Annotated in this window: 24 protein-coding genes; 4 read left to right on the plus strand and 20 right to left on the minus strand. The window is 63.2% G+C overall.

The features are described 5' to 3' along the window. Positions 1–24 precede the first annotated feature (24 nt). The 9 genes from HCH03_RS11495 to nrfD (HCH03_RS11535) all read right to left on the minus strand — a co-directional run bounded on the left by HCH03_RS11495 (position 25) and on the right by nrfD (HCH03_RS11535) (position 9,098). Complete coding sequence (locus HCH03_RS11495; protein ID WP_246599989.1) at positions 25–879, minus strand: TorD/DmsD family molecular chaperone; 855 nt, start codon at positions 877–879, stop codon at positions 25–27. Continuing rightward, entirely contained in the window at positions 860–1,321 is a 462-nt protein-coding gene (locus tag HCH03_RS11500; protein ID WP_221689606.1) for a DUF4405 domain-containing protein, read from the minus strand. Before HCH03_RS11500 ends, HCH03_RS11495 begins: the two co-directional genes overlap by 20 nt. 10 nt (positions 1,322–1,331) lie before the next feature. Next, a complete protein-coding gene (locus tag HCH03_RS11505; RefSeq protein WP_221689607.1) occupies positions 1,332–1,688 on the minus strand; it encodes a hypothetical protein in 357 nt (118 codons plus the stop codon). A 129-nt stretch (positions 1,689–1,817) separates the two neighbouring features. Then, a complete protein-coding gene (gene nrfD, locus HCH03_RS11510; RefSeq protein WP_221689608.1) occupies positions 1,818–3,044 on the minus strand; it encodes an NrfD/PsrC family molybdoenzyme membrane anchor subunit in 1,227 nt (408 codons plus the stop codon). Between the two features lie 18 nt (positions 3,045–3,062). Next, positions 3,063–3,683, minus strand: coding sequence for a 4Fe-4S dicluster domain-containing protein (locus HCH03_RS11515; protein ID WP_246599990.1), 621 nt, complete (start codon positions 3,681–3,683; stop codon positions 3,063–3,065). 12 nt (positions 3,684–3,695) lie between these two features. Continuing rightward, positions 3,696–6,206: a molybdopterin-dependent oxidoreductase gene (locus HCH03_RS11520; RefSeq protein WP_221689609.1), complete on the minus strand. Its 2,511-nt coding sequence runs from the start codon at positions 6,204–6,206 to the stop codon at positions 3,696–3,698. Between the two features lie 366 nt (positions 6,207–6,572). After that, positions 6,573–6,980, minus strand: coding sequence for a GntR family transcriptional regulator (locus HCH03_RS11525; RefSeq protein WP_080143642.1), 408 nt, complete (start codon positions 6,978–6,980; stop codon positions 6,573–6,575). Positions 6,981–7,179: 199 nt separating this feature from the next. Further along, complete coding sequence (locus tag HCH03_RS11530; protein WP_246599992.1) at positions 7,180–8,148, minus strand: slipin family protein; 969 nt, start codon at positions 8,146–8,148, stop codon at positions 7,180–7,182. Between the two features lie 14 nt (positions 8,149–8,162). Continuing rightward, positions 8,163–9,098 carry an NrfD/PsrC family molybdoenzyme membrane anchor subunit gene (nrfD, locus tag HCH03_RS11535; protein ID WP_221689610.1) on the minus strand — a complete coding sequence of 312 codons (936 nt, stop codon included), beginning with the start codon at positions 9,096–9,098 and terminating at the stop codon, positions 8,163–8,165. A gap of 126 nt (positions 9,099–9,224) precedes the next feature. Between nrfD (HCH03_RS11535) and HCH03_RS11540 the strand changes: the two genes are divergently transcribed. The 4 genes from HCH03_RS11540 to HCH03_RS11555 all read left to right on the plus strand — a co-directional run bounded on the left by HCH03_RS11540 (position 9,225) and on the right by HCH03_RS11555 (position 12,657). Further along, a complete protein-coding gene (locus HCH03_RS11540; protein WP_221689611.1) occupies positions 9,225–9,398 on the plus strand; it encodes a hypothetical protein in 174 nt (57 codons plus the stop codon). 252 nt (positions 9,399–9,650) lie between these two features. Next, complete coding sequence (locus HCH03_RS11545) at positions 9,651–10,448, plus strand: glucose 1-dehydrogenase (RefSeq protein WP_221689612.1); 798 nt, start codon at positions 9,651–9,653, stop codon at positions 10,446–10,448. Next, a complete protein-coding gene (locus HCH03_RS11550) occupies positions 10,448–11,125 on the plus strand; it encodes a YczE/YyaS/YitT family protein (RefSeq protein ID WP_221689613.1) in 678 nt (225 codons plus the stop codon). The genes HCH03_RS11545 and HCH03_RS11550 overlap by 1 nt, the downstream gene beginning before the upstream one ends. Positions 11,126–11,529: 404 nt before the next feature. Next, a complete protein-coding gene (locus tag HCH03_RS11555) occupies positions 11,530–12,657 on the plus strand; it encodes a lactonase family protein (protein ID WP_221689614.1) in 1,128 nt (375 codons plus the stop codon). A gap of 6 nt (positions 12,658–12,663) precedes the next feature. Here HCH03_RS11555 and HCH03_RS11560 read toward each other — a convergent pair whose 3' ends face one another. From HCH03_RS11560 to nrfD (HCH03_RS11610), 11 genes are all read right to left on the minus strand, one after another. Beyond that, on the minus strand, positions 12,664–13,146 hold the full coding sequence (locus HCH03_RS11560; RefSeq protein ID WP_221689615.1) for a PIN domain-containing protein: 483 nt from the start codon (positions 13,144–13,146) through the stop codon (positions 12,664–12,666). Continuing rightward, positions 13,116–13,433: a type II toxin-antitoxin system RelB/DinJ family antitoxin gene (locus HCH03_RS11565; RefSeq protein WP_221689616.1), complete on the minus strand. Its 318-nt coding sequence runs from the start codon at positions 13,431–13,433 to the stop codon at positions 13,116–13,118. Before HCH03_RS11565 ends, HCH03_RS11560 begins: the two co-directional genes overlap by 31 nt. Positions 13,434–13,586: 153 nt before the next feature. Then, on the minus strand, positions 13,587–14,273 hold the full coding sequence (locus HCH03_RS11570; protein WP_221689617.1) for a TorD/DmsD family molecular chaperone: 687 nt from the start codon (positions 14,271–14,273) through the stop codon (positions 13,587–13,589). Beyond that, positions 14,239–14,715: a DUF4405 domain-containing protein gene (locus HCH03_RS11575; RefSeq protein WP_221689618.1), complete on the minus strand. Its 477-nt coding sequence runs from the start codon at positions 14,713–14,715 to the stop codon at positions 14,239–14,241. Before HCH03_RS11575 ends, HCH03_RS11570 begins: the two co-directional genes overlap by 35 nt. A 9-nt stretch (positions 14,716–14,724) precedes the next feature. After that, complete coding sequence (locus HCH03_RS11580) at positions 14,725–15,081, minus strand: hypothetical protein (protein WP_221689619.1); 357 nt, start codon at positions 15,079–15,081, stop codon at positions 14,725–14,727. A gap of 129 nt (positions 15,082–15,210) precedes the next feature. Beyond that, a complete protein-coding gene (gene nrfD, locus HCH03_RS11585) occupies positions 15,211–16,437 on the minus strand; it encodes an NrfD/PsrC family molybdoenzyme membrane anchor subunit (RefSeq protein ID WP_221689620.1) in 1,227 nt (408 codons plus the stop codon). Positions 16,438–16,455: 18 nt separating this feature from the next. Continuing rightward, complete coding sequence (locus tag HCH03_RS11590; protein ID WP_185905647.1) at positions 16,456–17,085, minus strand: 4Fe-4S dicluster domain-containing protein; 630 nt, start codon at positions 17,083–17,085, stop codon at positions 16,456–16,458. A 5-nt stretch (positions 17,086–17,090) separates the two neighbouring features. Further along, positions 17,091–19,619 carry a molybdopterin-dependent oxidoreductase gene (locus tag HCH03_RS11595; protein ID WP_221689621.1) on the minus strand — a complete coding sequence of 843 codons (2,529 nt, stop codon included), beginning with the start codon at positions 19,617–19,619 and terminating at the stop codon, positions 17,091–17,093. A 448-nt stretch (positions 19,620–20,067) separates the two neighbouring features. Next, a complete protein-coding gene (locus HCH03_RS11600) occupies positions 20,068–21,075 on the minus strand; it encodes a slipin family protein (RefSeq protein ID WP_221689622.1) in 1,008 nt (335 codons plus the stop codon). Between the two features lie 27 nt (positions 21,076–21,102). Beyond that, on the minus strand, positions 21,103–21,501 hold the full coding sequence (locus HCH03_RS11605; RefSeq protein WP_080143653.1) for a GntR family transcriptional regulator: 399 nt from the start codon (positions 21,499–21,501) through the stop codon (positions 21,103–21,105). 14 nt (positions 21,502–21,515) lie between these two features. Further along, the gene (nrfD, locus tag HCH03_RS11610; RefSeq protein ID WP_221689623.1) at positions 21,516–22,469 is read right to left on the minus strand and encodes an NrfD/PsrC family molybdoenzyme membrane anchor subunit; all 954 of its coding nucleotides are present in this window, start codon (positions 22,467–22,469) and stop codon (positions 21,516–21,518) included. Between the last annotated feature and the right edge of the window lie 81 nt (positions 22,470–22,550).

Here is a 22,550-nt window from a genome sequence, read left to right on the forward strand (position 1 = left end):
AGATGGGGCGTACGGCATGCCCTCCTATCTAACAGCTGCGCTAAGCAGCTGCGCGGCCGCGCGGTAGAACGACTCGCGGGACTCGGTGGCGAGGCGCTCGGCGAAGCGGGGCATCCAGGCGCGGGCGTGGTCCTCGAGGAAGGACGCGTAGGCCGCGGCCGGGGATCCGCCGGGCAGGGCGGCGGGGCCCGTGCCCTCGGGCGGCCCGGCGATGCCGGCCTCCAGCATGGCCAGGTATTGCAAAAGCTCGCACTCGGTGGCGGCGTGGTCCAAGGGCTCGTTCGTGCCCTCGGGCTGGCCCAAGCCGCACGCCCTCATGAAGCGCTCCACCTCCATGGAGTGGGGGTTCACGAACAGGAGCGCCTGAACGCCGTCCTCGGCCGCGCGGTGCACGCCCTCGTAGGGGCTGCACGCCGCGTCGGGCGCGCCCACGAACAGGCGCGTGGCCTCCGCGCGCAGGGAGCTGAGCAGGGCGTCGGGGACGCGATCGCCGGCCAGGGCCCCGGGCTGCGGGAGATCCTTCGACTCCGCGCCTGCGGCGCTGCGCTCAGGATGACAGGGGACGGGCGTCGCCGCGCTCTGCTCGGGACGACAGAGGGAAGGCGTTTCGGCGCCGCGCTCGGGATGGCCGGGGACGGGCGCTTCGGCGTCGCTTTCGGAACGGAGGCGAGCCGGCCCTTCGGCAGCTCCCTCGGAGCGACAGGGGGCGGCGTCCAGCCCGAGCGCATCCGCCACCTCGCTGGCCGCGTCGGCCCACTCGCCGCTCGCCACGGCCTCCGCCAGCTCGGCGTCCGGGTAGCGCAGCGAGAACGCCAGCAGCTCCCACATGGTCGCACGGGCCCGCCATGCCCTCCGCTCGTCATTCGAGTTCGTCTGCATGCTCCGTATCCTTTCCCCTCATTGCAAACCGCATGAACCATCGCGCGTGGACCACCACGTGCACCAGCAGCAAAGCCAGCAGCACCTTGGCCGAGACCGCATGGAGCGGATCCCAGAAATAATAGCCTTGCGCATAGTATCCCAAAGCGGGCAAGACCGCGCCGGATACCAAAACGCCCGACACGACGCACACCATGAAAGCCACGACGATGCACGCGTCCAGCGCCAGATTCCCCGCTCGGCTCCACGATGGGCAACGCAACGCCGATCGCGTCGTTTCCGCAACCCAGTCAGCGTGCGCGGCCGCATGCACCAGAAAAACGAGCACCAGACCGAGTCCCACCCATTCGTGCAGCGCGATGCCCGTCAAAGCAGGATTGGCCACAACCGCGTACACCGCAAGCGCCACCGCATCGACGATCAGGTTCTTCTTCGCGTCCATAACCCTCCCCCTACATTTTACGAACGAGCAGCACCAAAGCCAGCACCAGCACCACCGGCGCCAGCACCCACAGGTTCAGGCTGGCGTCGGACGCCTGGTGGTAGCGGGTGGCCAGCGTGTCCCATGCATGGCAGTCGACCGACGAGCAGCTCGCCTCGGGGCACGTCATCTCGTGCACGCCGTCGGGTTCGGGCACATCGTCGAAGCCGTGGCACTTCCCCGACGCGCAGCCCACGGCCGGGCACGGGGAGTCGGCTGCAATAGCCTGCGGGAAATCCACCGACGGATCGAGTGCCGACCCCGCTGCGAACACGCACGCGCCGACGAGCAGGAAGGCGGCCAACGCGAAAACAAGTTTTCTTGCCATGGACACCATCGCCCTTCAAGACGGGAGCGCCCACCGTGCAACACCTGACGAACAGGCAAGCGGGCGCTCCGTCGAACAACGGAGGCGCGCCGGGCAGGGAGGGTTGTCCGGCGCGTTCCGAACGAATGGTTACTGAGGCTTCTCGACCGGTTTGAGCGGCAGGAACTTCAGGCCCAGCAGGAGCAGCAGGGCGCCCAGCCCCACCACGCCCAGCACCACGCCGAACTCGATGGGCTGGGGCCAGTACACCATACCCTGGTAGGCGCCGGCCATACCGCCCGCCCAGTTTGTCGCCGTGTAAGGCGTCACGACGCCGGCGTAGTCGATGTTGGGGATCTGGAAACCGCCCACCAGCAGCTGCACGCGCTTGCAGAAGATGCCCACGATGGCCAGCAGGGCGCCCGCCACGATGAGCGGGTTCGTGCGCAGCCTCGGCGTGAAGGCGATGATCGCCGTGACGGCGCAGCCGATCACCTCGATCCAGAAGAACGGCGCGAGCGGGCCGGACACCAGCATGGCCACGACCTCGGCACCCGAGGCGTTCGGAAAGCCGGCCGTGAGCAGGTCGCAGCCGAAAAAGTACAGGTCGACAAGCACGAACGCTCCCAGCAGCTTCACCATCTTGACCACGTTCTCCTGGGCGAGCTCCAGGTAGCCCGCTTTTCGCAGCGCGATGACCACCACCAGCACGAGAGCCGTGCCGCACACGAGGGCCGACGACACGAACCACGGAGCCAGAAGCGCCGTGTACCACATCTCGCGGCCTTGCTGCAGGCCGAATATCCAAGCCGTCACGGAGTGCACGAGGATGGCGCACACGAGCGCGACCACCGAGATGACGCGCAGGGACTTCTCGGACCCCTTGCCTCCCTCGAAGCGAAGCGTGGCCCACAGGTACACGATCGACAGGATGAGGTACACCGCCAGCACGATGATGTCCCACATGAGCGGCGATCCTAGGTTCGAGTACGCGAACAGCTCCCACAGGCGCAGCGGGTGCCCGAGGTCGACCACCACGAACCCGATGGCCAGCACCGTGCAGCAGATGGACGTCCACACGGCCACCTTGCTGATGCCCCCGAAGCCCTTCATGCCGAAGGCGCGCGGCACCGAGCTGATGATGAGGCCGCCGGCCGACAGGCCCACGAGGAACATGAACATGGTGATGTAGAGCCCCCACGAGTCGAGGTTGCGCATGCCGGTCTGCACGAGGCCGCCGGAGAGCTGGACACCCCAGAGGACCAGGCCCGCAACGGTCACGATCGCGGCCACGACGATGCCGATGTTGAGCCCTTTACCCCCGAACTTGGCAGCAGGAGCCTTGGCGGGCTTGGCCGCCGAAGTTGTCTCAGACATGTTGTTCTCCTTATCTCCCTAGACGAGGTAATAGACGGAAGGACTCGTCCCGCGATCGGGAAGAAGCTGCATATACTCGCGCTCGCGAATAAGCCTTGAAACCTCCGAATCGGGGTCGTCGAAGTCGCCCCAGAATCGCGCACGACCGGGGCAAAGTTCCATACAGGCGGGATCCTCGTCTCTCGCGATTCGCTGATAGCAGAAGGTGCATTTCTCCACCACGTGTTTCTGATGCTTCGGAACGTCGGCGTCGCCGAACGACGCGTCGACGGCGTACTTCGGCTCCTCCCAGTTGAACGAGCGCACACCCGTGTACGGGCACGCCGCCATGCACATGCGGCAGCCGATGCACTTGTCGTAGTCCTGGCGGACGATGCCGGTCTCGGCGTCCTTGTAGGTGGCGCCCACGGGGCACACCTTCACGCATGCCGGATTTTCGCAATGCTGGCACGACACCGCCATGAATCGCATGGAGAGGTTCGGGTACTCGCCACGCGGAGTGTCTATGGTGTCTCCGCCGTCAGTCAATATACGGTTCCACCACACGTCTTCGGGAATGTTGTTCGCCACTTTGCACGCCATGGCGCACGTGTGGCATCCGATGCAGCGTTTAAGGTCAATAGCCATTCCGTAATGCATAGTCCTCCTCCTTTACGCCTTCTCGATCTCAACCAGCAGGTCCGAGAACTGCGAATTCGCCACATACGGGTTCGTTTCACGGCTCGACAGATCGTTGTAATGGCCTTCGACGTACTGGCAGGCCTGCCAGCCCTTCGGCATGTTGCACATGCCGGGACGGATGCCCTCGCTCAGAATCACCTTCATCACCGCTTGCCCGCGATCATTGAACACGCGCACCATATCGCCGTCTGCAATACCACGCGCGTGCGCATCGATGGGATTGACCTTGACCGTCGGTTCGGGATCGAGCTCGCGCAGCCAAGGAACCTCGCTGAAATTCGAGTGAACACGCCAACGCGTATGTTCTTGGAAGCACACCAAGGGGTATTTCTCGAACAGCGGGTTTTCAGGCCAAGCCTCTTGCGGAGGAACGAAGAACGGCAGGCGCTCGAGCTCCTTGTCGATTTCCTGCCCCCAGTTCATGCTAGGTGCAAGCTTTTCAAAATAGAATTGGGCGCGCTTGGTGGGCGTGCCGAACGTGCCGTCGGCGCCGTAGATATACTCGCCCTCGGGGAACCAGCGGATGATCTTCTCCTTCTGCAAGCGCTCCCACGAGACACCGAATTTCTTCGCAGTATCGGTGTCGAGAATATACCGCATTGCCTCCTGGGGAGAAAGGTCGTCGTACACCTCAGGCCAGCCCATGCCTTTTGCCAGAAGGCCGAGTATCTCGTAGTCGGATTTGCATTCGCCCGGCGGGTCAACCGCCTTCTCCTGCAGGCACACGTACGGCGTGAGAAACGCGGTTCCGCAAGTGAAGTCGTCAACCTCGAACCAGTGCGCCGCAGGCAGCACGATATCCGCGTACTGGGAAGTGTCGGTCATGCGGATATCGACCGCCACGACAAGCTCCATCTGCTCGATCACCTTGATCAAGGTCTGACGATCGGCGATGTAGTTGAGGGGGTTGCAGTTGTTGATGTAAATGCTCTTCATAACGAACTTCGAGCCGTTGTACATTCCCGTCTCGAGCGCCTCCGAAAGCTTATGGGCAAGTACGCCGGCTGCATAAGAGCTTTGCCCTTGGTCTATAACGGATTGATCGATGTTTGCAGCTTGCCTGATGGGGGCAAGGCAGCGCGCCATATCAAGAGGTACAGGGCCTGGCTGGCAAATGCCCGCGCTCGAACCCGGCTTGCCTATGTTGCCCGAAAGCATGGCGAACGCTCCGATAGCCGTGAAGGTGCTATGGCCGTTGTAGTAGCGGTCGTACCCGAATCCCTGGAAAATGCTCGCCGGCTTGTTGTTCGCGTACAAATGCGCGATTTCGCGCATCGTCTCGACCGGCACCTCGCAGATGTCCGTCGCGACCTCGGGCGGATACTCGCGAACGCGATCAAGCAGCAGGTCGTACGCGGTCCTCACCGCGAAGTCCCCCGCCTGGTACGCACCTTCGAGCGCAGGCGATGTCGCCTCGCCTTCCGCTCGGGGTTTGCCCTCCGCCTCGTCCCAGACGGCAATCGGATCGATGACCGACGGTTTCCCGGTCTTTGCGTCCACCGGGCCTTCGGCGGGAGCCACGCCGAGATCGCTCATGCGCAGGTACGCGCCATCCTCTTTGACGAGGAAGGGAGCCACCGTCGACTTGAGAAGGAACGGAACGTCGATCATATCTTCGTCGATGAGGATGTTGGCCATGGCGAAAGCCAAAACGGCATCGGAGCCAGGGCGAATCGGCACGAACATGTCGGCCTTGGACGCGAGCGTCGTGAACGACGGATCGATGACGACGACCTTGCAGCCAGCATCGATGGCGTCGGCCAGGAAATGCCACGACTGCATCTGCGCTTCTGTGAAGTTCGTTCCCCACGCGATGACCGTGCGTGCGTTGCGCAAGTCGGTGATCTCGTTGTACGAACCCGACAAACCGCTGCCGTACATCGCCGAGGAAGCCGTGTAGTAGTTCATATCGATGGCTCCGGAGATGGGGATGGCTCCGAGCTTTCCCATCAAGCGGTTGTACGCTCCAAGGTAATGGCAGCCGTTGAGCAGGCCGAAACTACCCGATTGCGACCAGCAGCCTATGGCGGCCGGGCCGTATTCCTCGCGGAGCTCCTTCCATTTCGAGCAGATGGTGTCGATGGCCTCTTCCCACGTGATGCGCTCGAACTCACCCGAGCCGCGCTTCCCGACACGCTTCATGGGATAAAGCGGGCGATCCGGAGAGTAGATGCGCTGCGGATGCGTGATGCCCTTCAGGCAGATGCGGTTGTACTGAGGGTCGGGGCATTCGGCGTTGCGCACGCGCGCCACCTTTCCGTCGCGCACATGTATTTCCAGCGGACAGCCGTTCATGCAGTTTCCGCGACACACGCCGTGGAAGACCTGGTCTCCGGACGGTGTCTTCCGCTCGTTTTCCGCCAACGCCTGCAAATTGGGCGTTATCGCTCCTCCTATTGCAACGACGCCAGCGGCGACGCCGGTTGTCTTGAGAAAGGTTCGACGGGTGAGCCCGACTTGCGGGCTGGTTGTTCCTGACATATCTCCTCCTTCAAAGATCGTGCCAGGATATCCCCTGCGAATGGTTTAGCGACGGACTGATCGCAGCGCCTTGTCGACCTCTCAACCGCGCATCGCGAAAGCCAGCCCCAGCCCAAGCGCAATCTTATCGGATATCCCCTTCGGTTCCTGATAAGAATTGGCCAAATCCTTGATTGTCATCTTATCACAATGATTTGCGACAATCAATCTAACAAACTAGCCTTGTTTGGGAATACTAGGAATGAGACGATGCCGGGATATCAGGCTTTTCAACTGGGGGAACTTTATTTCTCTTAACAGTCAGCAGAGAAATGCTTCCAAAGACTGTTCCGCTCATGCGGAGAGTAGCGGATTCGAATCCGAGCGCTACGCCCGCTCGCCCACCGGCTTCTTCTGAGCCAGACGAGCCCGCACCATGGCGAGGATGTCGTCGTCGGCCATGCCGGCGTTGGAACAGGTGCGGATGAGGTCGTCTACCAGCAGTTCCACGGGACTGTCGGTGGCGAGCGCGGCGCCCACGGCGTGACGCTCGGCCACGAACGTGCCCCTGCCCTTGCGCGTGGAGATGTAACCCTCGCGCTCCAAGTCCATGTAAGCGCGGTTCACGGTGTTGTAGCTGATGTCCAGATCCACTGCCAGCGCGCGCACCGTGGGAAGCCGGTCGCCCGCGACATACGCCCCCGACCCTATGAGGTAGGCGATGCGGTTCTTCACCTGTATCCACACAGGCAAACCGCTGCTGTAGTCTATTTCAAAGGATTCAAGCGGGCTCATACGGGCTTTCTCTCACATTCTTGGTTAGCTTATGATAACAGACGCAGGCAACCGCGCGTTTCCGCCCCTCGCACGTCCTCTCAATCAACGCACACGGGGCACGACAGGCGCCCGATCTTAGCCAACGCGGGGCGCATCGCCCGCCTTCCCCACCTCAGCGCGCGGACGGGGCAGCGGCAAACGCACGCGGCCGACACGGTCAGCGGCTGCGGCCTGCGTCGCCGGCCTTCTCCGCCGCGTCGGCGAACCCGTCGGAGAACGAGCTGGGCACCGTGACCACGGCACTCTTGGACTTCTTCACCGTGTCGTACTGCATGAGCATCGTGCGCAGCTTGAGGGCGGCCTCGGGGTCGCCGTAGATCTGCGCGGCCTCGGTCAGCATCTCGGCCAGGTCGGCCTCCACCCCCACCACCGACATGCGGGCGTTCTTCTCGCGATCGGCTTGGGCCTCCAGCGACATGGCCTCTTGCAGCTCGTCGGGGATGACGATGTCGCGCACCTTCACCGAGATGATGTCGACGCCCCAGTCGCCCGCCTCCTTCTCGATGTCCTCCTTGATCTCCACGTCCAGCTGGTCGCGGCGCAGCGCCACCTCGGCCACGGTGGAGCGGCCCACGGCCTCGCGCATGGCCGTTTGCGCGAGGAACGACACGGCGGCGTAGTAGTCCTCCACCTCGGTGCACGCCTTCTCGGCATCCCACACCACCCAGAACAGCACGGCGTCCACGGTGACGGGCACGAGGTCGGCCGTGAGCGTTTTCTCGGCGTAGAACGGCGTGGCGATGGTGCGCTGGTCCACGCGGATGGTGCCGTGCTCGATGATGGGGATGGTGAAGTACAGCCCCGGCCCCACCACGCGCGCCAGCTTGCCGAAGCGCAGCACCACCACCTTCTCCCAGGAAAGCGCGATGTGCGTGGACGACAGCACGAGCAGCGCCACCAGCAGCATGGCGACGATGGCCGCAAGGCCGATGCCGCCGGTGGCGAGGTAGGCGACGCCCAGCACCACGGCGCAGGTCGCCACAAACACGGCTATGCTGAAGATAACCGCGCCGTTGCGCGAGGACTTGCGGGGAACGTACGAGGTGGCGGCCCTGATCTCGGCTTCCTTGTCGGTGAGCTCGTAGGGGGCGTCCCGCATCGTGCGGTCGATAGCGCGTCGTTTCATGGTGTCGCCTTTCGTCACATCGTCAAACCGTACAGCATGCCGGGCATCTGCGTCACGTCGTAGGCCGCCGCGCCCACCACGCAGAACCTGAGCACGAACCCGCCCGCGAGCAGGGCCGCCGCGATCCAGAGCAGCTGCGTGCGGCTGTTGCCGTGCGTGAGGTACCGCTCCAGCACGAAGGGGACGACCAGGCCGCACAGCACCACGCCTCCCCAGAACAACCAGCGCATATCGCCGGCTACGAGCGCTTGCGCCGCCAGCGCCGTGCCCTCGCCTCCCAGCGCCCAGACCACGTACACGAGCAGGACCAGCGCCTCCGCGGCTACGAGGACCCCGTCAACCAACGCGAGGCGTGCGAGCGGGCGCGTGAACGGATGGCGCGTTTCGACGAACGCCGCCCCGAGGAAGGCGCAGGCGATGCCGCACGACAGCGACGACAACGCGAACACCGTCGGCAGCAAGGGCGTCTGCCAGAACAGCACCGAGGCCAGACCCTGCAGCAGGACGCCCGTGTACATCACGGCCACGAGCCCGGCCGCCACGCCGAGTGCCGCCACCGTCCACACGGCGGCAATGCGGATGCGCGGCCGGTCGAGCAGCTCGAACAGCGAGAACGCTCCGGCGCACACCAGCGCGACGGCAAGCGCGTAGGCTCCCACGGCGATGGCCGACAGCTCGGGAGAGGTGAGCAGGTTGAGCAGGCGTTCGGGATGCCCGAGATCGACGAGCAAACAGAGCATGCCCGCAGCCAAGGCGACGAAGCACACAGGCCAACCGCGCGCGAAGAACTCGTCGGGAAGTGCGAAGGCCCGTTCGATACGGAAGGGCGCGCCCGGCAGCCGCGTGAAGCGACGGCGCACGTTGGCGCACTCCAAAACGCCCAGCACGACAAGCGCGCCCGCCCCGGCGCCGCCGAGGAACAGATAGCTTATCGTGAGCAGGTTGAACACGCGAGCCTCGATCCCCTGAGCGCCCGTCGTAAGCAGCTGGCCTGGCGCTTTGTCGCAATGTACCAATTCATAGGTATTATAACATGCGACCGCGAAACCCGCACATCGGCATGCTAGCATGCGTGCATGCTTGATTTCCTCGAATTCATACTCGACAGCCTGATCCTGTTGTCGCCCGATAGGGTCAAGGACGATGAGGGGCAGTTGCATCCCTTCTGGGTCGTCTTGTGCCTCTTGGTCGTTTTGGGCGTTGTCGCCGCGCTCGTCTTCGGCGTCCTGTACCTTCTCGGCGTCCACTGACGGCGCTGCGGCATACCACGCCCTTCTTCGGCAAACGCCCCAACAGCCTGCAAGCAGCACGGCGGCAAGCGCGCTTCCGAACCGACGAAACAGCACAGCCCCCTCCCGCTCGCCTCCACCACCGGCGAAACCCTGTCGGTTTCGGCCGCATGGCAAAGCCATGACGAACGCACGCCGATTCGGACATCCCGCCTCCCGTACCCGGTGCGCTCCCCATACTCTTCGACAACAACCGCTACCAGGAGGTGTTCCATGTACTCCGACCTCAACGGCAAAACGGCCGTCGTCACCGGCGCGTCCGTCGGGCTCGGCCACGGCATTGCACGGCGCTTTCTTCAAGAGGGCATGAACGTCGTCGTGAACTACCACAGCGACGAGCATCGCGGCGAGGCCCAGAAACTCGCCGACGAGTTCAACCGCGACGGAGAGCCCGAGCGCGTCGTGCTCGTGCAGGCCGACGTGGCTCGCGAAGAAGGCGCCCCGAAGCTCCTCTCGGCGGCGCTCGAGCAGTTCGGCGGCTTGGACGTTTGGGTGAACAACGCCGGCATCGAGTCGCGCAACCCCACCCACGAGCTGCCGCTCGATGTGTGGGAGAAGACGCTCGCCGTGAACCTGACCGGCGTGTTCCTGGGCTCGAAAGCGGCGCTCGCGCACTTCGTGGAGCGCGACCGGCCGGGCTGCATCATCAACCTGTCGTCCGTGCACGAGCGCATACCCTGGCCCACGTTCGCGCACTACGCAGCCAGCAAAGGCGGCGTGAAGCTGTTCAGCGAGACCATCGCGCTCGAGTACGCGCACCGGGGCATCCGCGTGAACTGCATCGCGCCGGGCGCCATCGAAACGCCCATCAACGCGGAGAAGTTCGCCGACCCTGACGCCCGCGCCCAAACCGAGCGCATGATCCCCTTGGGGCGCATCGGCACGGTGGAGCAGGTGGCAGCAGCGGCAGCCTGGCTCGCTTCAAGCGAGTCGAGCTACGTCACCGGCACGAGCCTGTTCGTGGACGGAGGCATGGCCCTGTACCCGTCGTTCGAGCGAGGCGACGGCTGATGGCCCGGTGGATGGACCTGCGCCACACGTACAACCTGCCCGGCAAGCTGCTGTTCTCGTGCATCGGCGTCGTGTGCATCGCGCTGGGCACGACGATCTGCCGCGTGGGCGACGTGGGCGTGGACCCTTTCACCGCCATGAACCTGGGGCTGAGCGCGCTTGCGGGCGTGAACTTCGGCACGTTCCAGCTGCTGGTGAACCTGGTGATATTGGTGGTGGTGTTCGCGTTCGACCGCTTCCAAATAGGCTTGGGCACGATCATCAACATGGTGGCGGTGGGATACCTCATCGAATTCTTCACGTGGGTGTACCGCCTGCTGCCATGGCAACCGTCGGGCCTGGTGAGCGCCGGCGTCCATCTGGTGGCGGGCACGCTACTGTTCACGCTGGGCGTGTCGCTGTACCTGAAGACGCGCATGGGCGTGGCGCCCATCGACGCCATCGCGCCCGTGATCGTGGCGCGCACGCGGTTCTCCTACACGCCCGTGCGCATGACGCAGGACATCCTCGTAACCGTGGTGGCCGTGCTCGCGGGAGGGCCCATCGGCGTGTTCACCGTGGTGGCCGCGTTCATGACCGGGCCTTTGATCACGGCGTGGAACCGGCTGGCCACGTTGCGCCTGTACCGGCGCTTCCACGTGCTGGATCGGGAAGAGCTCGCAGCGGAGAGGGGCTAGCGCATGCGCTACCTGCTCGAGGTCGGCAGCAGGCCGAGCGAGCGGACGCGGCCAAACCCCTTCTCGGCTCTGCCGGCAATGGACCGGATAGCGGCCCATCAGCACCATCGCGATCATCGCCGTAAGTCATCAAGGCGCGGTCGCGCAGCGAGAACCTTCCTTTCCGCACGAAAATCGCCGGAATGTTGCGTTTCGGCCCGCTTTCGAGCGTTTTCTGCATTGCTCGACGCCCAAGCTGTCGGCGTTTGCGCAGGTCGTGAAAAACGGCTTTTGGAAAAGGCTTTTCCGATGCAACATTCCGGCGATTTTCGTGCGAAACAGGAAGGGCCCGCCGTCCAACCAAAGCCGGTAGGCCGGCCCGAACCGTTGCCAAGCGGAGCAGGCGAAGAAAGGAGGCGAGGTTTATGGAGCAGCTGCCGAGAAGCCGTCGTCTGTTCGTAGGGACCTACACCGACGGCGGTGCGAGCGAAGGTATCTACGTGCTCGCGTTCAACGAGTTTGAGCGGAGCTTGCGCGTGGAGCATGCCGGCACGCACGCGCCGAACCCCTCGTTTCTCGTGCGGTCGGGATCGGCGCTCTATGTCGCCCACGAGCTGTCCGACCGAAGCTGCCTCGCCGTCTACTCTGTTGCGGACGACGGGTCGCTCGCCTGCCGCGGCGCGTGTTCTTCCCCTGCGGACGCCGGCACGTGCTTCGTCGCCGCGCATCCGAACAGGCGCTGCCTGTACGGCGCGAACTACGAAAGCGGATCGGTAGGCCTGTGCCTGCTCACCGCTGACGGAAACCCCTGCGGAGGCCTGCCGTCGGTGCGCCATGTGGGAAGCGGGCCGAACCGTGCGCGGCAGAGCGCGCCCCACGTGCATTCGGCGAGTTTCGTGCCGGGCACCGCCTTGCTGGCCGTGGCGGACTTGGGATGCGACACCGTCACACTGTATCGGGCCGAAGCCACAGGCGCGCTCGAGATGCCTCCGGTCGAGACGGTGCGCGTACCGGCCGGCTCGGGGCCGCGCATGCTGGCGTTCCATCCCCGCCTGCCGCTGGCGGGCCTCGTTAACGAGCTGGCCGACGACGTGCTGCTGCTCCGTTTCGACCGGGCGGGACGGCATTGGGAGCAGATAGGGTGCCTTGAACTGCCCACTGCGCCCGGCAAGCGCGGCGCGCTCAACGGCAGCAGCGATACGGTTGGCGCGACCCAAGATGACACGACAGCAGCGAGCGAACGCACCGTGTTGGCCGCGCATCCTGCGTTCTCGCCTGACGGACGGCACCTGTACGTGTCGGTACGCGGCAGCGATCGCATCGCATTGTTTAACTTCGACGCGAACGGCAACGCTTCACTGCAGGCGGACTATTCGTCGGGCGGACGCGGGCCGCGCCACTTCTCGCTGTCCCCCGCTGGCGACCACCTGGCCGTGGCAAACCAGGACAGCGGCGAAGTGGTCCTGTTCGCCCTCGATGCCGTTTCGGGCGCACTCCAAGGGGAAGCCCGGATCGCCGTCCCCCAGCCCTCGTGCGTCGTATGGGAAAGTTGAACCCTGCTAGTCTTCGGGCCAGTCTATCGACTCGTACTCGAGGTCGGCGGGTTGATAAATGTTCACGAACTCCTCCGGCGTCAATACGGGAACGGGCGACTTCGAGAAATCCCGCTTGTTGCGCGTCACGATGAAATCGATGCCGTGGCGGTAGGCTGCCCAAGCGATAAGGTCGTCTTCGAAGTCGCCCTTGCCTTCTTCGTGTCCAAGGCGGCAATCGGCAGCAGTAACATCGAGTATCTCGAACATATCCATGATCTTGCCGAACGCCTTGTGGGCATCCCGTTTCGACATGATCTTGCGCGCGGAGAGCAGATACACGATGGACGGAGCCATGGTCACCGTGATACTGGCCTCGAACCCTCGATGGAACGCAATGTCGACCGATTGATACGAGCTCTCGAAATCGCCCGTTGTATCCCACAAGTCGATAATGACGTTGGTATCGAAGAGCACCTTCACGCCCGCACCCCCGGTCGATGCTTCCACAGAAGATGCTCGCGATATGCGTCGCGCGAATCAATCGAGACTTCGGCGTCTTCGAACGTACGGCCCAGCCGCACGAATTCACGCAATGCAGCCCGCTTCGCTTCCCCCGCGCTGCGCTCGATTTCCCGCGCGCGTGCGAAATCGGGAAGCTCCTGCGTGGCCTCTAGCTCCCGGAACAAATCGCGGATCAGCTCGGACACGCTCACGCCCTCGCGCTCGAGCACCTGCATGCCGCGCTCTTTGAGATCCTCGGGCAGGCGCACGTTCAACGTCGCCACCGCTGCCATAGCCAACCTCCTTGCACTTCGTGATCTTGAGGCTATTTTATCAGATTGCATTATGTAATGCAATCTGATAAAACCAAAGGACAAGCGGAACAACACAAGGCTCGGAAGTCGAGTGCAACGTCGCTTGTATCAGTAGAAAACGCAGATAGCACGCTACCCCACTATCACCCCCAGCAGCCGGGCGACCGCGCGGTAGAACGGCTCGCGGGACTCGGCGCCGAGCTTCTCGGCGAAGCGGGGCATCCAGGCGCGGGCGTGGTCCCCGAGGAACTTGCCGTAGGCGGCGGCCGGCGAGCCGCCGGGGAGGTCGGCGGGATCCATGCCCTCGGGCGGTCCGGCCAGGCCGGCCTCCAGCATGGCCAGGTACTGCAGGAGCTCGCACTCGGTGGCGATGTGGTCGAGCGGCTCGTTCGTCCCCTCGGGCTGGCCCAGGCCGCAGGCGCGCATGAAGCGCTCCACCTCCATGGAGTGCGGGTTCACGAACAGGAGCGCCTGCACGCCGTCGTCGGCCGCGCGCCACACCCCCTCGTAGGGGCTGCAGGCCTCATCAGGCGCGCCCACGAACAGGCGGGTGGCCTCCGCGCGCAGGGAGTGGAGCCGGGCGCCGGGCGCATGCCCGCCGGCCGGGGCGGGCTCGCCGGCGAAACCCTCCGGCAGCGCCAGCCCCAGGGCGTCCGCCACCTCGCGGGCCGCCTCGGCCCACTCGCCGCTCGCCACGGCCCCGGCCAGCTCGGCGTCCGGGTAGCGCAGCGAGAACGCCAGCAGCTCCCAGGCGGTCGCGCGGGTTCGCCAGAGCGCCTCGGACTCAAGCGTCAGGTCTTTCGCAGGCGTCGTTTCCATTCTTCTCGCCCCTTTCCTTTTTCAGAACGTTGTAGAACCACTTCCAATGCACGACCACGTGCACGACGAGCAGTGCCAGCAGCACCTTGGCCGAGATCGCATGGAGCGGATCCCAGAAGTAGTAGCCGTTCGCGTAAAGCCCGAAGGAGGCGAGCACCGAGCCCGACACCCCGAGGCCCGACACCGTCACCACGACGAAGGCGGCCAAGGACAGCGCATCGAGCAGGAGGTTGCCCAAGCGCACGGCCGACGGCGCTTTCGCCGCCCCCTTGACCGTATCGACGATCCAATCGAAGTGCAGTGCGGCGTGCACGAGCAGCACGACGAAGACGGCGAGCCCGAGCCACTCGTGCACGCCGATGCCGGTCAGCGCGGGGTTGGCCGCCACCAGGTACACCGCGAGCGCAACCGCGTCGACCGAGAGGTTTCTCTTAGCATCCATGAGCGCCCCTTAAAGTTTTCGAACGAGCAGCACCAGGCCCACCACCAGCACCACCGGCGCCAGCACCCAGAGGTTCAGGCTGGCGTCGGACGCCTGGTAGTAGCGCGTCGCGAGCGTGTTCCACGCATGGCACTCGACCGAGGAGCAGCCCGCCTTCGGGCAGACCATCTCGTGCACGCCGTCGGGCTCGGGCACGTCTTCGAAGCCGTGGCACTCCCCCGACGCGCAGCCCACGGCCGGGCACGGGGAGTCCGCCTCGATGGCCTGCGAGACGGCCACCGACGGGTCGGCCGCAAGCCCCGCGCCGAACACGCAGGCGCCGACCAGCAGGAACGCCGCCAGGGTCGCTAAGAGTTTTCTTGCCATAGACGCACATCGCCCTTCAAGACGGGAGCGCCCGCAGCGCAAGGCCAGACGAACGGACAGGCGGGCGCTCCGTCGGACAACGGGGGCACCGGACAGGGAGGGATGGCCCGGCGCGCTCCGACCAAACGGTTAGTGAGACTTCTCCACAGGTTTGAGCGGCAGGAACTTCAGCCCCAGCAGGAGCAGCAGGGCGCCCAGCCCCACCACACCCAGAGTCACGCCGAACTCGAGCAACGAGGGGAAGTAGACCATCGCCCCTCCCGCGCTCTGCAGCGCCGCGCCCGCATCGGTCAGCGCAGGCCCGGACACCACGGCCGGCAGATCGAGGTTCGGAATCTGGAAGCCGCCCACCAAAAGCTGCACGCGCTTGCAGAAGATGCCCACGATGGCCAGCAAGGCTCCCACCACGATGAGCGGGTTCGTGCGCAGCTTCGGCGTGAAGGCGATCACGGCGGTGACGGCGCATCCCACGACCTCGATCCAGAAGAACAGGGCGAGCGGCCCCGTGGTCAGCATGGCCACGATGTCGGCGCCGGATCCCGCCGGAAACGCCTCGGTCAAAAGGTCGCAGCCGAAGAAGTACAAGTCGACGCACACGAACACGCCCAGCAGCTTCACCATCTTCACGACGTTCTTCTGGTCGAGCTGCAAGTAACCCGCACGGCGCAACGCGATGACCACCACGAGCACGAGCGCCACGCCGCACACGAGCGCGGACGACACGAACCACGGGCCCAAAAGCGCCGTATGCCACATCTCGCGCCCTTGCTGCAGACCGAAGATCCAAGCAGTAACGGAGTGCACGAGGATGGCGCACACGAGCGCGATCACCGAGATGACGCGCAGCGACGTGGCCGACCCCTTGCCGCCTTCGAAGCGCAGGGTGGCCCACAGGTACACGATGGACAGGATGAGGTACGTGGCCAGCACGATGATGTCCCACATGAGCGGCGACCCCAGATTCGAATAGGCAAACAGCTCCCACAGACGCAGGGGCTGCCCCAGATCGACCACCACGAAGCCAATGGCCAGCACCGTACAGCAGATGGACGTCCACACGGCGATCTTCGAAATGCCGCCGAAGCCCTCCATCCCGAACACGCGCGGCGCGCTGGATATGATGAGGCCGCCGGCCGACAAGCCCACCAGGAACATAAAGCAGGTGATGTAGAGCCCCCACGAGTCGAGGTTGCGCATGTTCGTCTGAACCATGCCGCCCGAGAGCTGCACGCCCCATAGAACCAAACCGATCACAGTCAGAACGGCCGCCACGATTATGCCTATATTCAACCCCCTGCCCCCGAATTTGGCAGCAGGAGTCTTGGCGGACCCAGCCGCCGAAGTAGTCTCAGTCATGGTTTTCTCCTTATCTACCTAGACGAGATAGTACATGGAGGGGTCGGTGCCTTCACTCGGTAGCAGTTGCTCATACGAACGTACGGAAAGAAGTTGAGACACCTCGGAATCGGGATCGTTGAAATCGCCGAAATGACGCGCGCGAGCAGAACACGCCTCCACGCAAGCGGGAGCAAGCCCTTTCGCCAAGCGATGCCAGCACAACGTGCATTTCTCAACAACATGCTTTTGATGGGTGGGGACATCGGGATCGCCGACCGAGAAATCAAGATGATATGCCGGCTCCTCCCAGTTGAAGGAACGCACGCCCGTGTAGGGGCACGCCGCCATGCACATGCGGCAACCGATGCACTTGTCGTAATCCTGACGCACGACGCCCGTCTCTTCGTCCTTGTACGTCGCCCCAACAGGACACACCTTCACACAGGCGGGGTTGTCGCAATGCTGGCAAGCAACCGTTATATTGTGCATCTTGACGTTCGGATACGTTCCCTCAGGGGCATCCAAATGCTCGCCCCCCACCGTCATAACGCGATTCCACCAATTGTTGTTGGGAAGATTGTTCTCTATCTTGCAGGCGACCGCACACGAGTTGCAGGCTATGCAACGCTTAGTGTCGATCGTCATGCCCAGTCGTTGATTAGCCATGGCTCCTACCCCTCATTCCAAACGCGAACTTCGACTAGATTGTCAAAGTAGCTCTCATTGACCCCGACGGGATCGTAAACCGACGTCAGCAACTCCGACCAAGACCCCGCCTTGAACTGGTTCTGTTGCCAGCTTTTTGGATACACGGTGCAGCCAGGGCGGATGCCTTCGTTGAGAACAGCCTTCGCAACGCAATGCCCGCGGTCGTTGAACACTTCGACATAGCTCCCGTCGGCGATGCCGCGCTCGCGAGCATCGACGGGGTTCATCTTGATCGTCGGCTCGGGATCGAGTTCTCGCAGATACTGATTGTCGGACCACATGGAATGCACGCGGAAACGAGGGCGCTCGCTTAGCAGAATCAGTTTGTACTTGCTCCACTCTGGGCTGCCTTCGTACGCCTCTGCCGGATCGAAGTAATGAGGAAGGTGCTCCCTGTCGACATCGAACTCCTGCCCCATATCGAACTGAACCGTGGGGTTTTCTACGTAAAATTCCATACGTCCCGAATCGGTCTTGAATTGAGCGTTCTCCCATGGAATCCACGGCTTGTCTGGATACCAGTACATGTCTTCATTCTCCTTGATGTTTTCCCAAGTGATTCCAAGCTTGGCGAGCGAAGGCGTATCGATGACCTGTGCCATATACTCGTCATCCGTCAATGAAAGCAAATCAGGATGGCCCATCTTTTCAGCAAACAATCTGAGGATGTCGATATCGGATTTCGATTCATAGAGCGGCTCGATTGCCTTCTCGCTGTAAATGAAGCATTGGGTGGCCGAGATCGCGACCACGTCTTGCTGCTCGAACCAATGCGCGGCCGGTAGGACGATGTCGGCATACTTCACGGTATCGGTGAAGGTGTAATCGGCAACTACGAGAAAATCGAGGTTTCCAACGATATCGCGCAAGTACTCGTTGGTATTGACCTGATTGCACATAGGGTTGCCCGAATAAATATAGAGCGATTTAATGGGATAATCTTTGCCCTTGTACTTGCCCGTCCTCATGATCTCGGGAAGGAACAACGCCGAGATCATAGGATACTTCGCAGCAGTCATACCCTTGACCAAAGCGTTTATTCCCCAGCAGGGCTTGAAATCGCCAATGCCCGTTCCGGCACCCGAATAGCCTATCTGACCGGTCAACGCCGCCATCGTGATGTTGGCATGCGCAGCGTGAACGCCGTTCGTGTAAGAGTTAGAACCCCATCCGAGCCTATGAATGCAGGGGCCGTCTATGGCCATATGGGCTAATTCGACAATGGTATCGGCGGGTACGTCGCAAATTTCCGAAGCCGCCTCTGGTGCATAATCCATAATGTCCTCAACGAGAAGATCATACGCCGTGCGGCAAGCGATCCCGTTGAAATCGTAGGTGCCGTTCAGAAGCGGATCGGCCGCTTCGTCGGCTCCAACCGCCTTTCCATCGGAATCAAGAACCGCTGGCTGGTCGATGGTTTTGGTAACAGTCGAGCTTTGGCCTACGGCAGCGCCTTTATTGGAGCTCGAAGCCGACGAGACCTGATCGCGCTGCGTCTCGACCACCTGCGGCTCCACACCCAAATCGCTCATCCGGAGGAATTTTCCCGTATCGCTTCGCACCAAAAACGGAGCGCATGTGTGCTGTTTGAGGAATGGTTTATTGACAAGATCCTCGTTGACCATAACATACATCATCGACAAGGCGAGGGCAGCGTCAGTTGCCGGTCGCACAGGAACCCACTTGTCAGCCTTGGCGGCAAGCTGAGTTAAAACGGGATCGATGACCACCAGCTTTGTTCCCGTCTCTTGCGCCTCTACAATGAAGTGCCAGTCGTGCATCTGCGCATCGGTGATATTCGCACCCCAGACAAAGAGCGTTTTCGAATTCTTGAAGTCAGAAGGATCATTCAAAACCCAGTCCCCTAGATTTCCAACCACGCGGTTGATACCGCGCGTATTGGCCTGGTCACGCGCGATCTTGATCTGGGTGGCGTTGATCTTGTTGAAGAAAACGTTGAACATAGGCGAGGCAACGCCGCTGATCGTTCCCATGTTTCCAGATCCGCGTGTATAGGCGATGGCCTGGTCCCCGTACTCTTCCCGGATCTTTTGCCATCTTTCGGAAATCTCGTTTAGCGCCTCGTCCCAGCTGATGCGCTCCCACTCTCCTGAGCCTCGCTCGCCGACGCGCCTCATGGGATACTGCACCCGATTAGGCCCGTAGATGTTGTAAGGATGGCTCAACCCGCGCAAACAAATCCGATCGATCTCCCCGTTTGGATATGAATTGAATTTGCGTTTAGAGGTCTTAACGACTTTATTATCGCGCACATGTATATTGAGCTTGCACGTACCCGAGCAGTTACCGCGACACACTCCGCAGAATATTTGCTCCTCGTCGGTAGCTTTCTGCCCGGCTTCGTAGTCTGCTGCGAGCGCCTGCAGGGTCGGCGTCGTTCCAGCAACCGCAACGGTGCCTGCCGCCAAACCGGTCGTCTTCAGGAAGCTCCTGCGCGTGAGTCCGGCGTGCGGGCTCTTCGTTTCCGACATGTCTCCTCCTCCATTCATGTTGCAGAATGCCTAGGGGCGTATCGGACGAAGGTGAGCGTTCCGCGAACGGCTTTCCCCTTCGGCTGCGTGGCGCGCGAGCGTTCGCACACGGTGCATTTCCGAGATTTCCCCCTCATATCAGAAATCGGCCGATTCCCTCTTGTCATAGTCTGCCATACGTCACTATGATTATCAATACAGAACTATGACAGAGTATGACAAAATATTATTCTATTTTTGAGATAATATTGATTGAACTGGTGTTTTATACCTTGATATGTCTAGTCAAGGTATCTGTAGCGTATGACAGGGCAGGCAGAAATAGCCCCGCCCCGCCTCCCGGCTGACGCCGTGCGGGATCCTTCGACTACGCGCCTAGCGGCGCTCCGCTCAGGATGACAACGTGGAGGGCGCGACCGTCGCCCAGCGACCGCCGCGCCTCCTGCTTTCACTCCCCGGCGCCCTTCGCCGTTCTCGCCGTGCGCTCTGCCGCTTTCTCGGCGTCGCCTTCCACGAAGCCCTCGGAAAACGCGCTGGGGATGACCAGCGTGCCGCCGGATTTCTCCACGCTCTCGTAGGCCAGGTGCATGGTGCGCAGGCGCAGGGCGTCCTGGTCGCCGTCGTACACCTCGGAGGCGTCCTTGAGCATTTCGGAGATGTCCTTCTCGGCCTCGGCCAGCACCATGCGGGCGTTGCGCTTGCGCTCGGCCACGGCCTCCATGGCCATGGCCTCCTGCAGCTCCTTCGGCACCACGATGTCGCGGATCTCCACGTCGATGATGGTGATGCCCCATGGGTTCAGCTTTTCCTCGATGGCTTCCTTCAGCTCCTCGTCGAGCTGGTCGCGACGCGTGGCCACCTCGGCCACGGTGGCGCGGCCGATGGCCTTGCGCATGGCCGTCTGCGCGATCCACGCCACGGCCGACGAGTAGTCCTCCACCTCCACGGTGGCGTTCTTGGCGCTCCACACCATCCAGAACAAGACGGCGTCGACATTGATGGGCACGAGGTCGCTCGTGAGCGTTTCTTCGGCACCGAAGTACGTGGTGGCCACGCGCTGGTCGATGCGCAGCGTGTAGAACTCGATGATGGGCCAGGTGAACACGATGCCGGGGCCGGCCACGCGGTTGAACTTGCCGAAGCGCAGCACCACGGCCTTCTCCCATTCCAGCACGACGTGCACCGACGACGCGGCCAGCCAGCCCGCGACGGCGGCCACCGCCAACGCAACCAGGCCGATGCCTCCGAGCGCCGCCTGGAACAAGGCCAGCACGATGCCGAACGCCACCACGAACACGACCACGGCGAACACCACGGCCCCGTTGCGGGAGGCGCGGCGCCGGCCCGTCTCCATGCGCACGCCCTCCGGCACGGGTCGTGCGTTGCCGAACGCGGATGCGGTCGCTCCCCCCGCGCCCGCCGCAGTCGAACCCGCGTTCTTCTTGTCGCGCTTCATCGTAGCTCCTCCGATCTCGAAACGAGGCTAGTTGCCCGCGTCTCGCTTCTCCTTCGCGGCCTTGATGCTGGCAGCGAACTGCTCCTCCACGTCCTCGAGGGACATGCCCAGCTCGAAGCAGCGTTTGAGGTACTCCTGCGTCACGATCTCGGCCGTGGACGATATGCTCACGCCCGGCTTGTCGCTCACGTCGAGCACGAACGCGCCCTGGCGGCGCTTCGACTGGATGTAGCCGTCCTGCTCGAGGCTCATGTACACCTTGCTCACGGTGTTGTAGTTCACCTCGACCTCGGCGGCCAGGCCGCGCACCGTGGGCAGCTGGTCGTCCGGCTTGTAGTACCCCGAGGTGATAAGGTATATGAACCGGTTCTTCAGCTGAAGCCAGATGGGGATGCTGCTCTTCTCGTTGATCTCGAACAGGGCCACGGATCCGCTTCCCCCTACATCGCCCGTTGCGTTTGCGCAGCGGGCTCTTCCAGTTCCAAGGCGCGATGCGCGCCGGCGCCCACGACGCTGCCGCGCAGGCACAGGCCGCCCACCAGCACGAGCACGGCCGCCACGGCCAGCGCCGCACGCAGAACCGGCTTCGTGCGCCCGCGCACGGCGCTGACGGCTTCCACGACGAACGGCACGATAAGGCCGCACAGAACGAAGCCGACCCACCATGCCAACGCCTCGCTGCCGCCCATGAGCTGCGCTGCCGACGCAGAGGCGGCAGGGTTGCCGCCGCCTAGGGAAATCTCCGCGAACGCCGCGGACGCCACCGCCTCCAGCGCGATCACCGCTGCATCGACGCAGGCAAGCGAATGCACCGCGCGGGTGAGATCGGCGTCGAGCTCGGAGAAGAACGACGCCGCCAGCGCCACGGCGATGCCGCACGACAGCGACGACAGCACGAACATCACCGGCAGCAACGGGGACTTCCACAACGCCACGGCGTTCAACCCCTGCAGCAGCAGGCCGGTGTACAGCGCCACGACCGTGCCCACCGCCGCAGCCACCGCCTCCACGGCCACCACGACCGAGCGCGGCACGGACGGCAGGTAGACGAACCGCACCAGGGCGAGAAACGCCCCGCACAGCACCAGCACCGCCAGCGCGTAGGAGCCCACGGTCAAATACGTGAGCGACGGGTTCAGGAACAACGCGAGCACTCGGTCGATGCGACCCAAGTCGATGATCAGGCACAGCGTGCCCAGCACGAGCGCGGCGAAACCCGCGAGCAACGTGAAGGACGCCACCCGCTCGACAGGCGGGGCCTCGTCGACGGACACGCGCGCGTCGGTTCCGAAAGGAGCGCGCACCGCCACGAGGTCGAGCATGCACCCGACCACGATCGCGCCCGCCCCGGCACCGCCGAGAAACAGATAGCCCACTGTTAACGCGCCGAACATATTACCTCCCAATGCCGCAAGGTTTTCCGCAGCATACGGCCATTCGTTTGAACGCGATTCGTCGCGCGGCGCAAAACGCGC

The sequence above is a fragment of the Gordonibacter massiliensis (ex Traore et al. 2017) genome (genome assembly GCF_019731765.1).
GTDB lineage: Bacteria > Actinomycetota > Coriobacteriia > Coriobacteriales > Eggerthellaceae > Gordonibacter > Gordonibacter massiliensis.

What these genes read in the sequence shown, in the direction of transcription:
- HCH03_RS11495 (WP_246599989.1), bottom strand. Translation starts at nt 879, where the DNA reads ATGCAGACGAACTCGAATGACGAGCGGAGGGCATGGCGGGCCCGTGCG.
- HCH03_RS11500 (WP_221689606.1), bottom strand. Translation starts at nt 1,321, where the DNA reads ATGGACGCGAAGAAGAACCTGATCGTCGATGCGGTGGCGCTTGCGGTG.
- HCH03_RS11505 (WP_221689607.1), bottom strand. Translation starts at nt 1,688, where the DNA reads ATGGCAAGAAAACTTGTTTTCGCGTTGGCCGCCTTCCTGCTCGTCGGC.
- nrfD (WP_221689608.1), bottom strand. Translation starts at nt 3,044, where the DNA reads ATGTCTGAGACAACTTCGGCGGCCAAGCCCGCCAAGGCTCCTGCTGCC.
- HCH03_RS11515 (WP_246599990.1), bottom strand. Translation starts at nt 3,683, where the DNA reads ATGCATTACGGAATGGCTATTGACCTTAAACGCTGCATCGGATGCCAC.
- HCH03_RS11520 (WP_221689609.1), bottom strand. Translation starts at nt 6,206, where the DNA reads ATGTCAGGAACAACCAGCCCGCAAGTCGGGCTCACCCGTCGAACCTTT.
- HCH03_RS11525 (WP_080143642.1), bottom strand. Translation starts at nt 6,980, where the DNA reads ATGAGCCCGCTTGAATCCTTTGAAATAGACTACAGCAGCGGTTTGCCT.
- HCH03_RS11530 (WP_246599992.1), bottom strand. Translation starts at nt 8,148, where the DNA reads ATGAAACGACGCGCTATCGACCGCACGATGCGGGACGCCCCCTACGAG.
- HCH03_RS11540 (WP_221689611.1), top strand. Translation starts at nt 9,225, where the DNA reads ATGCTTGATTTCCTCGAATTCATACTCGACAGCCTGATCCTGTTGTCG.
- HCH03_RS11545 (WP_221689612.1), top strand. Translation starts at nt 9,651, where the DNA reads ATGTACTCCGACCTCAACGGCAAAACGGCCGTCGTCACCGGCGCGTCC.
- HCH03_RS11550 (WP_221689613.1), top strand. Translation starts at nt 10,448, where the DNA reads ATGGCCCGGTGGATGGACCTGCGCCACACGTACAACCTGCCCGGCAAG.
- HCH03_RS11555 (WP_221689614.1), top strand. Translation starts at nt 11,530, where the DNA reads ATGGAGCAGCTGCCGAGAAGCCGTCGTCTGTTCGTAGGGACCTACACC.
- HCH03_RS11565 (WP_221689616.1), bottom strand. Translation starts at nt 13,433, where the DNA reads ATGGCAGCGGTGGCGACGTTGAACGTGCGCCTGCCCGAGGATCTCAAA.
- HCH03_RS11570 (WP_221689617.1), bottom strand. Translation starts at nt 14,273, where the DNA reads ATGGAAACGACGCCTGCGAAAGACCTGACGCTTGAGTCCGAGGCGCTC.
- HCH03_RS11575 (WP_221689618.1), bottom strand. Translation starts at nt 14,715, where the DNA reads ATGGATGCTAAGAGAAACCTCTCGGTCGACGCGGTTGCGCTCGCGGTG.
- HCH03_RS11580 (WP_221689619.1), bottom strand. Translation starts at nt 15,081, where the DNA reads ATGGCAAGAAAACTCTTAGCGACCCTGGCGGCGTTCCTGCTGGTCGGC.
- nrfD (WP_221689620.1), bottom strand. Translation starts at nt 16,437, where the DNA reads ATGACTGAGACTACTTCGGCGGCTGGGTCCGCCAAGACTCCTGCTGCC.
- HCH03_RS11590 (WP_185905647.1), bottom strand. Translation starts at nt 17,085, where the DNA reads ATGGCTAATCAACGACTGGGCATGACGATCGACACTAAGCGTTGCATA.
- HCH03_RS11595 (WP_221689621.1), bottom strand. Translation starts at nt 19,619, where the DNA reads ATGTCGGAAACGAAGAGCCCGCACGCCGGACTCACGCGCAGGAGCTTC.
- HCH03_RS11600 (WP_221689622.1), bottom strand. Translation starts at nt 21,075, where the DNA reads ATGAAGCGCGACAAGAAGAACGCGGGTTCGACTGCGGCGGGCGCGGGG.
- nrfD (WP_221689623.1), bottom strand. Translation starts at nt 22,469, where the DNA reads ATGTTCGGCGCGTTAACAGTGGGCTATCTGTTTCTCGGCGGTGCCGGG.